This window comes from Microbacterium sp. Bi98, from assembly GCF_918698045.1.
Classification (GTDB): domain Bacteria; phylum Actinomycetota; class Actinomycetes; order Actinomycetales; family Microbacteriaceae; genus Microbacterium.
This window is the reverse complement of sequence record NZ_CAKKLK010000014.1, coordinates 57,803-70,929: the sequence shown is the minus strand read 5'-3', so window position 1 is coordinate 70,929 and position 13,127 is coordinate 57,803. Positions and strand designations below refer to the sequence as shown.

General features: G+C 68.3%; 12 protein-coding genes. 5 read left to right on the top strand and 7 right to left on the bottom strand.

What is annotated here, in order from left to right:
- Positions 1–16: 16 nt before the first annotated feature.
- The 3 genes from LQZ85_RS16235 to LQZ85_RS16225 all read left to right on the top strand — a co-directional run bounded on the left by LQZ85_RS16235 (position 17) and on the right by LQZ85_RS16225 (position 2,904).
- Positions 17–625, top strand: coding sequence for a TetR/AcrR family transcriptional regulator (locus LQZ85_RS16235; protein WP_230101212.1), 609 nt, complete (start codon positions 17–19; stop codon positions 623–625).
- Positions 622–2,067, top strand: a complete 1,446-nt coding sequence (locus LQZ85_RS16230) for a glycerol-3-phosphate dehydrogenase/oxidase (RefSeq protein WP_230101211.1) — start codon at positions 622–624, stop codon at positions 2,065–2,067. The genes LQZ85_RS16235 and LQZ85_RS16230 overlap by 4 nt, the downstream gene beginning before the upstream one ends.
- Before the next feature lie 141 nt (positions 2,068–2,208).
- The gene (locus LQZ85_RS16225) at positions 2,209–2,904 is read left to right on the top strand and encodes an SPFH domain-containing protein (RefSeq protein ID WP_053096235.1); all 696 of its coding nucleotides are present in this window, start codon (positions 2,209–2,211) and stop codon (positions 2,902–2,904) included.
- Positions 2,905–2,961: 57 nt separating this feature from the next.
- On the opposite strand, the gene dxs is transcribed toward LQZ85_RS16225, so the two are convergent.
- From dxs to dut, 5 genes are all read right to left on the bottom strand, one after another.
- The gene (gene dxs, locus LQZ85_RS16220; RefSeq protein WP_230101210.1) at positions 2,962–4,902 is read right to left on the bottom strand and encodes a 1-deoxy-D-xylulose-5-phosphate synthase; all 1,941 of its coding nucleotides are present in this window, start codon (positions 4,900–4,902) and stop codon (positions 2,962–2,964) included.
- Between the two features lie 168 nt (positions 4,903–5,070).
- Positions 5,071–7,953: an aconitate hydratase gene (locus tag LQZ85_RS16215; protein ID WP_171821918.1), complete on the bottom strand. Its 2,883-nt coding sequence runs from the start codon at positions 7,951–7,953 to the stop codon at positions 5,071–5,073.
- A gap of 108 nt (positions 7,954–8,061) precedes the next feature.
- Complete coding sequence (locus LQZ85_RS16210; RefSeq protein ID WP_056278805.1) at positions 8,062–8,796, bottom strand: DUF3159 domain-containing protein; 735 nt, start codon at positions 8,794–8,796, stop codon at positions 8,062–8,064.
- Positions 8,793–9,380, bottom strand: a complete 588-nt coding sequence (locus LQZ85_RS16205; RefSeq protein ID WP_056278806.1) for a DUF3710 domain-containing protein — start codon at positions 9,378–9,380, stop codon at positions 8,793–8,795. Before LQZ85_RS16205 ends, LQZ85_RS16210 begins: the two co-directional genes overlap by 4 nt.
- Complete coding sequence (dut, locus tag LQZ85_RS16200; protein ID WP_056278807.1) at positions 9,373–9,846, bottom strand: dUTP diphosphatase; 474 nt, start codon at positions 9,844–9,846, stop codon at positions 9,373–9,375. Before dut ends, LQZ85_RS16205 begins: the two co-directional genes overlap by 8 nt.
- Positions 9,847–9,858: 12 nt before the next feature.
- On the opposite strand from dut, the gene LQZ85_RS16195 reads away from it, so the two are divergent.
- Positions 9,859–10,323: a DUF3093 domain-containing protein gene (locus tag LQZ85_RS16195; RefSeq protein ID WP_056278808.1), complete on the top strand. Its 465-nt coding sequence runs from the start codon at positions 9,859–9,861 to the stop codon at positions 10,321–10,323.
- Between the two features lie 114 nt (positions 10,324–10,437).
- Here LQZ85_RS16195 and LQZ85_RS16190 read toward each other — a convergent pair whose 3' ends face one another.
- A complete protein-coding gene (locus LQZ85_RS16190; RefSeq protein ID WP_042540214.1) occupies positions 10,438–10,731 on the bottom strand; it encodes a DUF4193 domain-containing protein in 294 nt (97 codons plus the stop codon).
- 196 nt (positions 10,732–10,927) lie between these two features.
- Here LQZ85_RS16190 and sepH point away from each other — a divergent pair, with 196 nt between their 5' ends.
- On the top strand, positions 10,928–11,962 hold the full coding sequence (sepH, locus tag LQZ85_RS16185; protein ID WP_053096248.1) for a septation protein SepH: 1,035 nt from the start codon (positions 10,928–10,930) through the stop codon (positions 11,960–11,962).
- A 27-nt stretch (positions 11,963–11,989) separates the two neighbouring features.
- Here sepH and LQZ85_RS16180 read toward each other — a convergent pair whose 3' ends face one another.
- A complete protein-coding gene (locus LQZ85_RS16180; protein WP_230101209.1) occupies positions 11,990–13,111 on the bottom strand; it encodes a nucleotide pyrophosphatase/phosphodiesterase family protein in 1,122 nt (373 codons plus the stop codon).
- Between the last annotated feature and the right edge of the window lie 16 nt (positions 13,112–13,127).

Below are 13,127 nucleotides of genomic sequence, written 5' to 3'. Positions count from 1 at the left end.
TACAGTGTGACAGATCATGGAAGAACGTCAACTGGTGCTCGACGCGATGTCCGACCGCGCTCCGGAGTGGGATGCCACGCAGTCGCGCATCCTCGACGCCGCCGATGCGCTGATCGGTCGACGAGGCGTGAATGGCGTCACGATCGCAGAGCTCGCTCGGCGCGCGGGTCACAGCCGGCCGACGATCTACCGCAGCTGGAACGACGCCGACGATGTCGTCCGCTCGGCGCTCCTGCGCAGAGTCGCGGTGATCCTCGCGCAGTTCCCCACGCACGCGACCAGCCGACACGGACTCGTCGACGATGTTCTCCGCTTCTCCACCCTCTTCCGTGCCGACGACGTGTACGGACGGCTTCTCGCCGATGAACCGGAGGCGTTCACCCGCTACACGCTGCAGCGTGTGGGTTCGAGCCAGAGACTCATCCTGAGGTGGCTGGCGACCGCGATCGGTGCGGCGCAGCAGGGAGGATCGGTGAGGCACGGCGATCCCGACGAGATTGCCGTCATGCTGCTGCTCATCGCGCAGTCGGCCGTGCTCTCGCACGGAACGGTGTCGGAGCTCCTTTCTGAGGAGTCTTGGGAGCGCGAGCTGCGAGCAGCCCTCGACGGGCTCCTGCGGCCATGACCGCGCACTCCCCCGACCTCAACGTCGCGCGTCGGGCCGCAGAGCTCTCCCTGGCCGCGGAGCAGACCGTCGACCTTCTGGTGATCGGCGGAGGCATCACGGGGGTCGGTGTCGCGCTCGACGCCGCCTCGCGGGGTCTGAGCGTCACCCTTCTCGAAGGCGAGGACCTCGCGTTCGGCACCAGCCGATTCAGCTCGAAACTGGTGCACGGCGGACTCCGTTATCTCGCCACCGGCGATGTGGCCACGGCGAAGGAGAGCGCATTCGAGCGTCACCTGCTGATGACCAGGATCGCGCCGCACCTCATTCGCTCCCTCCCGCAGCTGCTGCCCTTCACGACAGGGCTGACGGCCCGCCAGCGCGCAGCCGGCGCGGTCGGGATGGCCCTGGGTGATCTGCTGCGGATGCGAGCGGGCACGCCGCGCCGGTTCCTCCCCCCGCCGCGTCTCGTCTCGGCGCGTACGGCACAGCGGCTCTTCCCGTCGCTCGCCGGAGCTGGGCTGCGCGGAGGGATGCTCTCCTACGACGGGCAGCTGATCGACGACGCCCGCCTGGTCGTGACCGTCGCCAGGACAGCCGCCAGTCTGGGCGCCCGCGTCCTCACCCGCGTCCGAGCGCTCGAGCTGCGCGTCGACGGCGCGACCGCCGAAGACGTGCTGACGGGCGAGCGTCTGAACGTGCGCGCCCGATCCGTCGTCAATGCCACCGGCGTCTGGGCCGGAAACCTCGACGAGTCGATCACCGTGCGGCCCAGCCGCGGAACGCACATCGTGCTGGATGCCGCGGATCTCGGCGACCCGTCCGCGGCACTGACCATTCCGCATGAGGGGTCGATCAGCCGCTTCGTGTTCGCGCTGCCGCAGCAGCACGGCCGCGTGATCGTCGGACTCACTGACGAAGATGCGCCGGGCCCTGTTCCGCGGGTCCCCGAGCCGACCGAGGGCGAGATCGAGTTCCTGCTCGCGAACCTCAACCGAGTACTGACCGTCCCGATCACGCGCACGCAGGTCAGGGGATCGTTCGCGGGCCTGCGGCCGCTCGTCGACACCGGTGCGGCGTCGACGGCGGACATCTCCCGCCGGCATCTGGTCCGCGTCTCCGAGCGCGGCTTCGTCAACGTCCTCGGAGGCAAGCTGACCACCTACCGGCGGATGGCGGAGGATGCGGTCGACCTCGCCGTGGCATCGGCGGGGCTCGACGCCGGCGCGAGCCGCACGGTATCCCTCCGCCTCACCGACTCCGCGATGAGGGCCGAGGACAGCGGGGGCCGGGGGCACATCTCCCCAGCGACCATCGACTTCGCCGTCCGCGCGGAGGGCGCGATGACCGCCGACGACGTCCTCGATCGCCGCACCCGGCTCGGCCTCGTCGACGACGACCGGGAGCGGCAGAGGGCGTTCGTCGAATCCGAGGTCGCCGAGATCCTCGCCACGTTCTCCTGACGACGCCGCATCCGCGCGACCGCCGCCAACCGTATCCGCGTCACGGCACACCGGGTAACGAGCACGGAACAGCGAATGAACACCTTCGCCAGCGCCGCTCAGAGAGCGCTCCGAACGCGATCGAGGGGGCACAGTGGTGGCATGGACATGCTCCTCTCGATGTTGGGCGGCAAGGGAATGTCGGGGCTCTTCAAGACCGGCACGGCGATCCTCACGATCCTGCTGGTCGTGCCGGCACTGCTGAAGATCTTCATCGTCACGGTCGATGAGGGGTGGGCTGCGATCCGCACCCGGAACGGCAAGCCGATCATCCGGAACCGCCCGCAACGGCGCCCCACCTCACGTGGCGGAGCGGTCGGCGAAGTCGTGGTCCTCGATCCGGGGTCGCATGGCGCGTTCCCCCTGTTCTACTGGTATCGACTGATCGATGTGCGCTGCAGGGCGACGGATCTGCCCGCGCGCGAGATGACCGGGGCGAGCGGCCATCAGCACCGGGTGCACGCGTCGTTCGAGTGGCGACCGATCCCGACCGGACGAGATCTCCGAGTGTTCGAACTCGACGTCGTGAACGTCAAAGAACGGGCCTCGAACATCGTGGGCGCCGCACTGCGCGACGTCATCCGCGGCCTCGAGGGCGCGGAGCTGCCCCACAACGACGAGATCAACACCCGCGTGATCGCGGCCAGCGCCGACGAGGTGCGTCGGGCGTGCGGCGTCGAGCTGGTACGCGTCATGGTCACCGGTGACGCGCTCACCGACGGCTATCTGCTCTCGGCCGCGCTCCGGGACACCGATCGCGGGGCGCAGGCGGTCGCCGCACTCCACGCTCTCAACTGATCGCAGCGGTCGAACGGTCTGTGACCGTCATCCGCCGTCACGCGGTGGCGACGCCGGTCAGCGGCGTTCGTGCAGCGGCAGATCGACCGTCCCGCTCGTGCCCGCATCCCGAGCGACGGGGATCCGAGTCCCGAGCACCTGCGACACGACGTCCTGCGCGATCTTCGATGCGGTGAGACCGGCGTCGGCGAGGATCTGGTCCCTCGACGCGTGATCGATGAACTCGTCAGGAAGCCCCAGCTCGTCGACGGCGGTGTCGATGCCCGCCTCGCGAAGCACCTGCCGGACACGCGTGCCGATGCCGCCGACGCGGATGCCGTCTTCGATGGTGATGACCAGACGATGACGCGCTGCCATGCTCACGATCGACGGCTGCACCGGGATGGCCCAGCGCGGATCGATCACCGTGGCGCCGATGCCCTGAGCGCGCAGACGCTCTGCGACGTCCATCGCGAGCGAGGCGAACGGGCCGATGCCGATGAGCAGGACATCCTCGGATTCGCCGCGGGCGAGCACATCGACGCCGTCGTGCAGCCGCTCGATCGCCGAAAGATCCGCCGCGACGTCGCCCTTCGGGAAGCGGATGACGGTCGGCGCATCGTCGACGAGCACCGCCTCATCGAGGGCCTCCTGCAACCGGGCTCCGTCACGCGGCGCGGCGATGCGGATGTGCGGGACGATCTGCAGCATCGCGAGATCCCACATGCCGTGGTGGCTGGGACCGTCCGGGCCGGTGACGCCGGCGCGGTCGAGCACGAAGGTCACGCCCGCCCGATGCAGAGCGACGTCCATGAGCACCTGGTCGAAGGCGCGCCCCATGAAGGTGGCGTAGACCGCGACGACGGGGTGCAGACCTCCGAAGGCGAGACCTGCGGCCGACGCGACGGCGTGCTGCTCGGCGATGCCCACGTCGTACACGCGATCGGGGAAGCGCTCGGCGAACGGCGCGAGACCGGTCGGTCGCAGCATCGCTGCGGTCATCGCGATGACATCGCTTCGACGCTCTCCGATGGCGACGAGCGACTCGGAGAACACGTCGGACCAGCCCGTTCCGCTGGAAGAGAGTGTCTCGCCGGTCGCGGGGTCGATGCGTCCGACCGCATGGAACTGGTCGGCCTCATCGTCGCGAGCAGGCTGGTAGCCGCGGCCCTTCTCGGTGATCGTGTGCACGATCACCGGCGCACCGTACGATTTGGCCAGCTCGAGCGTCTCGAGCAGGGCGGGGAGATCGTGCCCGTCGACCGGGCCGAGGTACTTGATGTCGAGGTTCGAGTACAGCGCCTCGTTGTTCGTGAACCGCGAGAGGAAGCCGTGGGTGCCGCCGCGCACCCCGCGGAACACCGCGCGGCCGACCGGACCGAACGCACGGAAGAGTCGGTCCGACTTGTGGTGCAGCTCCTTGTACGCAGCCGCGGTGCGCACCCGGTTGAGGAACCGGGACATGCCGCCGATGGTCGGCGCGTAGGAACGACCGTTGTCATTCACGACGATCACGAGGTTGCGATCGTTGTCGTCGGAGATGTTGTTGAGCGCCTCCCACGTCATGCCGCCCGTGAGTGCTCCGTCGCCGACGACGGCCACGACGTGACGGTCGGCTCGCCCCGTGGCGGTCAGCGCGCGCGACACACCGTCGGCCCAGCTGAGCGAGCTCGACGCGTGCGAGGACTCGACCACGTCGTGAGGGCTCTCGCCGCGCTGGGGATACCCGGCGAGTCCACCGCGCACTCGCAGAGACGAGAAGTCCTGGCGACCGGTGAGGAGCTTGTGCACGTAGGACTGGTGCCCCGTGTCGAAGATGAAGGGGTCGTCGGGCGACGAGAAGACGCGGTGCAGAGCGATCGTGAGCTCGACGACACCGAGGTTGGGGCCGAGATGCCCGCCGGTGCGCGACACGTTCTCGACGAGGAACTCGCGGATCTCACCGGCGAGTTCGATCAGCTGATCCTCTGACAGGGAGTCGAGGTCACGGGGTCCTGAGATGCTCGGAAGAATGGGCATCTGCACCTCCTCTTAGGCACCGTTCGCGGCGCCGATTCCGGTACGGACGCCTGCTCGATCCTACCCCGGGCACCCGGGAAAGCTCGGGGAGCGACGCCCCCTTGACACCGCCCCCGGCACGCGGAAAGGGCCCGGTTCCGAAGAACCGAGCCCTTTCCGATCGTGCGATCAGACCAGCGAACGCAGCACGTACTGCAGGATGCCGCCGTTGCGGTAGTAATCCGCCTCACCGGGGGTGTCGATGCGGACGACCGCGTCGAACTCGACGACCTGCTTGCCCTCGGGCGAGTTCTCGCTCGGCGTGGCCGTGACGCGAACCGTCTTCGGGGTCACGCCGTTGTTGAGCTCCTCGAGACCGGAGATCGAGACGATCTCGGTGCCGTCGAGACCCAGGGACTCCCAGCTCTCACCGGCCGGGAACTGCAGCGGGACGACGCCCATTCCGATCAGGTTCGAGCGGTGGATGCGCTCGAAGCTCTCGGTGATGACCGCCTTGACGCCGAGGAGGCTCGTGCCCTTCGCCGCCCAGTCGCGCGACGATCCCGAACCGTACTCCTTGCCACCGAAGATGACGAGGGGCGTGCCCTGCTCCTGGTAGTTCATGCTCGCGTCGTAGATGTACGACTGCGGTCCACCGGGCTGGGTGAAGTCGCGGGTGTAGCCACCCTCGACGACCTGGCCGTCGTTGACAGCCGAGACCATCAGGTTCTTCAGGCGGATGTTCGCGAACGTGCCGCGGATCATGACCTCGTGGTTGCCGCGACGCGATCCGAAGGAGTTGAAGTCCTTGCGGTCGACCCCGTGCTCCATGAGGTACTGCGCCGCGGGGGTGCCGGGCTTGATGTTGCCGGCGGGCGAGATGTGGTCGGTCGTGACCGAGTCGCCCAGAGTCGCCATGACGCGGGCGCCCTCGATGTCGCGCACCGGGGTGAGCTCCATCGTCATGCCGTCGAAGTACGGAGCCTTGCGCACGTACGTCGAGTTCTCGTCCCACTGGAAGATGTCGTCGTCCGGGGTGGGCAGGCTGCGCCAGCGCTCGTCACCGTCGAAGACGGTCGCGTACTGCTTGATGAACTGCTCACGCGAGATCGAGGAATCGACGATCTCCTGCACCTCGTCGGGCGTCGGCCAGATGTCCTTGAGGAACACGTCGTTGCCGTCGGATCCCTTGCCGAGCGCATCGTTCTCGAAGTCGAAGTGCATCGACCCCGCGAGGGCGTAGGCGATGACGAGCGGCGGGCTCGCGAGGTAGTTCATCTTCACGTCGGGGCTGATGCGGCCCTCGAAGTTGCGGTTGCCCGAGAGCACGGCGGTCACGGCGAGGTCGTGATCGTTGATGGCCGCGGAGACCTCTTCGATCAGCGGACCCGAGTTTCCGATGCAGATGGTGCAGCCGTAGCCGACGGTGTAGAAGCCGAGGCCCTCGAGGTCCTTGTCGAGTCCGGACTTCTCGTAGTAGTCGGTGACGACCTTCGAGCCGGGGCCGAGGGTGGTCTTGACCCAGGGCTTCTGCTTCAGGCCCTTCTCGAGCGCCTTGCGGGCGACGAGACCTGCGGCGATCATCACCGAGGGGTTCGAGGTGTTGGTGCACGAGGTGATCGCCGCGAGGGTCACTGCACCGTTGTCGAGGATGTACTTCTCACCCGACGGAGTGGTGACCGGCACGGGCTTCGACGCGTTCGCCGGTGCGCCGCTGTTGATGTGCACGGGCCGGGTGGTGCGCGGCTCCTCTTCACCGGGCGCGTTGCCCGGGTCGGAGGCGGGGAACGAGTGCTTCGACTCGAGGTCGACGACGTCGTCCGAGGTCGACGGTGCGGCGTAGGCCAGGATGTCCTGCTCGAACTGCGACTTCGCCTCGGAGAGGAGGATGCGGTCCTGCGGGCGCTTCGGGCCGGCGATCGACGGCACCACAGTGCCGAGGTCGAGCTCGAGGTACTCGCTGAAGACGGGCTCCTGCGATGCGTCGTGCCAGAGCTTCTGGGTCTTCGCGTACGCCTCGACCAGCGCGACGGCCTCGTCGCTGCGACCGGTCAGACGCAGGTAGTCGAGGGTCACGTCGTCGATCGGGAAGATCGCCGCCGTCGAACCGAACTCGGGCGACATGTTGCCGATCGTCGCGCGGTTGGCCAGCGGCACGGATGCCACGCCCTCACCGTAGAACTCGACGAACTTGCCGACGACTCCGTGCTTGCGCAGCAGGTCGGTGATCGTCAGCACGACGTCCGTAGCCGTGACGCCGGCCGGGATCTCGCCCGAGAGCTTGAAGCCGACGACGCGCGGGATGAGCATCGACACGGGCTGGCCGAGCATCGCGGCCTCGGCCTCGATGCCGCCGACGCCCCACCCGAGCACACCCAGGCCGTTGACCATCGTGGTGTGCGAGTCGGTGCCGACGCAGGTGTCGGGGTAGGCGCGCAGCACTCCGTCGACGTCACGGTCGTAGATGACCTTGGCCAGGTGCTCGATGTTCACCTGGTGCACGATGCCGGTTCCGGGGGGAACGACCTTGAAGTCGCTGAATGCCGTCTGGCCCCAGCGAAGGAACTGGTACCGCTCGCCGTTGCGCTCGTACTCGATCTCGACGTTGCGCTCGAGGGCGTTCTCGGAACCGAAGAGGTCGGCGATCACCGAGTGGTCGATGACCATCTCGGCGGGCGAGAGCGGGTTGATCTTGTTCGCGTCGCCACCCAGCGCCGTGACGGCCTCGCGCATGGTGGCGAGGTCGACGATGCAGGGAACACCGGTGAAGTCCTGCATGACCACACGGGCCGGCGTGAACTGGATCTCAGTGCTCGGCTCAGCCGCGGCATCCCACGAACCCAGTGCTTCGATCTGCGCCTTGGTCACATTCGCGCCGTCCTCGGTGCGAAGCAGGTTCTCGAGGAGGACCTTCAGACTGAAAGGGAGCTTGTCGAAACCGGGCACCGTGTCGATGCGGAAGATCTCGTAGTCGGTGCTGCCGACCGTCAGGGTGCTCTTGGCACCGAAGCTGTTCACCGTGGACACGAATCCGTCTCCTTCTATTCGGATGGGAGCGACAGGCGCCTCCATCTTGCTCGCCAGCGAGCCCCTGCGGCTAGCAAGGCAGACCTAACCAGTCTGCTCCGCTCAGCCCTCAGGCGAAAGCCTGCAATTTATCTTGATGTCAAGATAAATCTATCACGGCTGAGCGGCCTTGTCGGCATCGGCGCCGCGCGGATACAGCGCGCGCACGACGAGCCAGGTGACGGCGATCAGCGGCGCGAACAGCGGCAGGCCCATGATCAGCTTCAGCGTGCCGAGCGCGGTGACGTCTCCGGCGAGGTACAGCGGCAACTGCACTGCGAGACGTGCGAAGAACAGAGCGGCCCAGGCCACGCCGAGCCACAGGAAGGCACGACGCTTGCGACGGTCGCGCCGCCATGCGGTGCCCTCCCCCATCAGAAAACCGACCGCGAGACCGATCAGCGACCAGCCGATCAGCGCCGACACCAGCATGCCGGTGCCATAGAGGGCGTTGGTGATGAGACCGGGGACGAAGTTGTCTTCGCCGCGGCCCGTCCACAGCGCGAGCGCAGCCGCGGCTGCGGCGGCCACGAGACCGCCGATGGCCGCAGACGGGGGTGACTTCTGGATCAGCCGCACGACGGTGAACACCGCGGCGAGCCCGACCGACACGCCCAGAGGAACGATCAGCGGCTCGGGGCGGATGGTGAAGAGGATGACGAACGCGAGGCTCGGAAGGACGGACTCGAGGATGCCGCGCCATCCGCCGATCGCGGACCACACCACACGGTGCGTCGCGCCGCTCTCGTTCGGGTCGAGACCCGCTCGGCGAGCGGCGCCGCCGAGAGCCGCGCCGACGATGTCCGACGCGCTCTGCTCGCGCTCGGGCTCCGGGGCCGGGGTGGTCACGCGGAGCCGGGAGTCGCGGGCATCTTCAGCGGGATCAGGTCGCGCGGCGGCATCGGAGCGCCACCGCGCACGACGACGATCGACCGGAAGAGATCCTCGACCTTGGCGGCCGCTTCGAGATCGGATGCCGCGGCTCCGCCGATGACCCCACGAAGGAACCAGCGGGGCCCGTCGATGCCGATGAAGCGCGCGAGGCGCAGCTCGGATCCCTCGTTGGCCGCCGCGGGAACCTCGGCGAGGAGCTCCTTGCCGAGGGGACCGTCGCGCTCCTCGACCCGGCCGCCCTGGGTGCGCACCTGATCACGCAGCTGCACCCGGGTCTCGTCCCAGAGACCGCCCGAGCGCGGTGCCGCGAAAGGCTGCACCTGCAGGGACGAATCGGCGTAGTCGAGCCCGACGGCCACGATGCGCTTGGACTGCTCTTCGACCTCGAGCCGAAGGTTGAGGCCCTCGCGCGGAAGGATCTTGATGCCGCCGAGATCAATGTAGGGCCGGACGGGGTTCGCCTCGGAGTCGTCGAACGGGCCCTGTGTCGCCCGGTCGTCCGGCGCGGACTTCGAAGGAGTCGCGTTGTTGTCAGTCATTGGTCTGTCCTGCCGAAGGGGAATGGGATCCTGCCTGGTAGCCCGTCGAGCCGAAGCCACCCTCGCCGCGGACGCTCTCTGGCAGCTCCTCGACCGGGATGAACACGGCTCGGGTCACGGGCATCACGATCAGTTGCGCGATGCGATCGCCGACGGCGACATCGTACGCGCTGTGGATGTCGGTGTTGATCAGGCTCACCTTGATCTCACCGCGATAGCCGGCATCCACCGTGCCGGGCGAGTTGACGATCGAGATCCCGTGCTTGGCCGCGAGTCCGCTGCGCGGCACCACGAAGGCGGCGTATCCCTCGGGCAGGGCGATGCGCACTCCGGTGGCCACGAGCGCCCGCTCGCCGGGTGCCAGGTGGACGGCCTCGGCGGCGACGAGATCGGCGCCCGCATCACCGGGGTGGGCGTAGCCGGGCACCACAGAGGCGATAATGGGGACATCAACGGAATCAGTCACCCCACGAGGCTAATGCAGAACATCGCTCCTGACGCGCGGATCCACTACCGCGAGAGACTGTCCCCCAGCCTGTGGCTGCTGGTGACGGTCGCTCTGGCGGGCCCCATGGTGGCGCTCATCTTCGTGCCCGTCGGCTCGACCATCGCCCTGGTCGTCGGCGCAGCGGTCTCGGCTCTCCTCGTGATCGCCTTCCTCGCACTCGCCCCGCCCGTCTCGGTCGACGGCGATGTGCTGCGGGCCGGTCGAGCGCATATCGACGTCCGACACCTCGGCACACCACGGGCGCTGAACGGCGAAGAGGCGCGCCAGGCTCGAGGACCGGGGCTTCCGGCGCGAGGCTGGCATCTGATCCGGGGCGGAGTCGACGGCATCGTCGTCGTTCCGAACATCGACCCCGACGATCCCGTCGACACCTGGACCATCTCGTCGCGCACGCCCGATCGGCTGGCCGCCGCGATCGTCGCGGCCCAGCGCTGACCACGCCGCCCGCCGGAGCACGTTGCGGGATCGATCACGCCGCTCAAGGCCGGAAAGACGACGCGCCCCTGACCAAGCGGTCGGGGGCGCGTGAGATCTCGCTCTATGGTGCGCTCAGGCGGCGCACTCCTTGCAGATGGGGCCGGATGCGCCCTCGTGGTCGAGCTGAGAACGGTGCTTCACGAGGAAGCAGTTCATGCAGGTGAACTCGTCCTGCTGCGCGGGCAGCACGACGACATCGAGCTCGAGGTCGGAGAGATCCGCTCCCGGGAGGTCGAAGCTGGACGGGTTGTCCGCGTCTTCGTCTCCCGATGAGCCGGAGAGCTTGTCCGGCACACGCTCCTTGAGGGCTTCGATCGACTCGGAGTCGTCTTCACTCTTGCGGGGAGCGTCGTAGTCGGTTGCCATGTGGTAAATCTCCACTTTCATGCGAGTGGGTGGTGCGCCGTCGGGGTAATCGGCGGCCATAGTTTGCATGACCGCGGAGGAATAAGCAAATGCCCGCGGCTGCGACAGACCAAACTCACGGCACGCCCAGACTATTCCCGGTTCTGAGCGGCCCCGCGTGACACCATGAACGCACACCCATCAGAGGGGCATTCGCATGGAAAACGTCACCATCGTCGGCACAGAAGCAGGACTGCTCGTACTCGCGACCGAGTCGGGCGAGCGGTTCGCGCTGCCCATCGACGACGTCCTGCACCGAGAGATCCGTCGGGCGACGCGACAGAGCGAGCCGGCTGCTCAGCGTCTCGCGGCGAGCCCGCGCGACATCCAGGCTCAGATCCGCGCCGGTCTCACGGCGCCCGAGGTCGCGGCCCTCCTCGGCATCGGCGTCGACGACGTCATCCGCTTCGAAGGACCCGTTCTCGCCGAGCGCGAGCACGTCATCGGCCAGGCGCTCGCCGTACCCGTCCTGATCGGCAGCGATGTCGAGCCCGACGCTCAGCCGACTTTCGGCACCGCGATCCGAGCCAAGCTGTCAGAGGTCGAGGCCTCTGCCGAGCGCTGGGCGAGCTGGAAGGACGAGAGCGGCTGGATCATCAAGCTCGAGTTCACCGCCAACGAGGTCGAGCACGACGCTCGCTGGAGCTTCGACCCCCGCCGCAGCGCCCTCGCACCGCTCAACGCCGATGCGACCCAGCTGTCTCGCCAGGGCTCGCTGCCGGACGGACTCATCCCGCGACTGCGCGCCGTCGAGGCCGAGCGGCAGGCATCGCCCTACAAGGACGACAGCCGTTTCGACTCCGGCGCATTCGGGCCACGTCTGCTCCCGGCGCCCGAAGCCGAGGTCGACGACAGCATCGCCCCAGAGCGCTCGATGGCAGCGGCGCAGGACGCCGCGATCAAGCGCGCGCCGGAGTCCGCGACGACGAGCCCCGAGACCGCCGACCTGCTCGAGGCGTTGCGACGCCGGCGGGGTCAGCGCGAGACCGCACCGATCCTCGACGAGCCGGACGACGAGAACACGGACCAGAGTCCGATCGCGCTGTTCGACGCCTTCGAAAGCGTTCCTGCGGAGAGTGACGAGCCGGAGCCCGCACCGGAGCCCGCGAACGAGGGCAACGGTCGCCGTCGACGCCGCAACGCGATGCCGTCGTGGGACGAGATCGTCTTCGGGGCCCGCACCGACGAGTAGACCGGCACCCGGCACGAGTGCGAGGACTCAGCGCGCGAAGGCTCCGAACCTGAGCAGCGGAACCTGACGCTCTTCCGGAGTCAGTCCCCCGTGCTGCCCGATCATTCCACGGCCGCGCTGGTCTGCAGCCGTGCCGTCGTAGACGGCACCGTTGCCCCGGGCCACGACGAGGACATCGCCGATCCGCGACGAGGCCGCCTCGGTCACCTCCGGGCCGAACAACCCCGCCGCGATCGCCTGATCCCGGGTTCCGACATCAGCGACGCCGTCGAGGTCACGAACCCACCGCTCGGCGACCGCAGATGCGTCGGCATCCGGTTCGACATAGACGTGCAGCATCCGCGGTTCCCCACCGAGATGGCGAACTCCCTCGAGGTGCTCTGCCTCGAGAACGATCTGCCGGTGCGCCGGCACGTCGAGCATGCCGTGGTCCGACGTCACGAGCACACCGACACCCGGCGGCACACGTCGTGAGAGCGCGGCGTCGATCTCCTCGAGCGCGGCGATCCAGTGCACGGAGTCGAGGCCGTATCTGTGCCCCGCCTTATCGGCCTCGGGCAGGTAGCAGTAGACGAGCGAGCCCGGGTGGCGCTCCGCGAGGTCGTATGCGGCCTCCACTCGCTCGGCGGGTGTCTGGGCGGCGACGAAGTCGGCACCGCGCAGCGTCGCACGGGTGAACCCGCTCCCCGCGTACGCCGCGACGCCGACGGCGAAGGTCGGACGACCCTCTGACCTGGCGCGCTCGAAGACCGTCGGAGCCGCCTGCCACGTCGCCGGATCGAGACCTTCCGATTCCCAGCCCGTGAGCTGGTTGACCAGCACGTCCCTGTCGGGATCGAGGACCCGGTAGCCGACCAGTCCATGCTGGCCGGGCCATGTACCCGTGAGGATGCTGGTGAGAGCCGCCGCGGTGGTCGACGGGAAGACCGAATGGGCGACATCCTTCTTCGCCATGCCGGCGGTGAGCGCTCTGGCGTGGCCGGCATGGGCGCGCAGACTGATGGCGCCGAGGCCGTCGATGAGCACGAGGACGACGGACTCAGCCCGCGGCAGGGTCGCGGACTCACCGCGCAGAGCGGCGAACACGTCGTCCGCCACCCCGACGACGCTCCGGGCTGCCGGCGACTCGGACGGTAGAATGAGGGACATCCGAGCCAGTCTGACA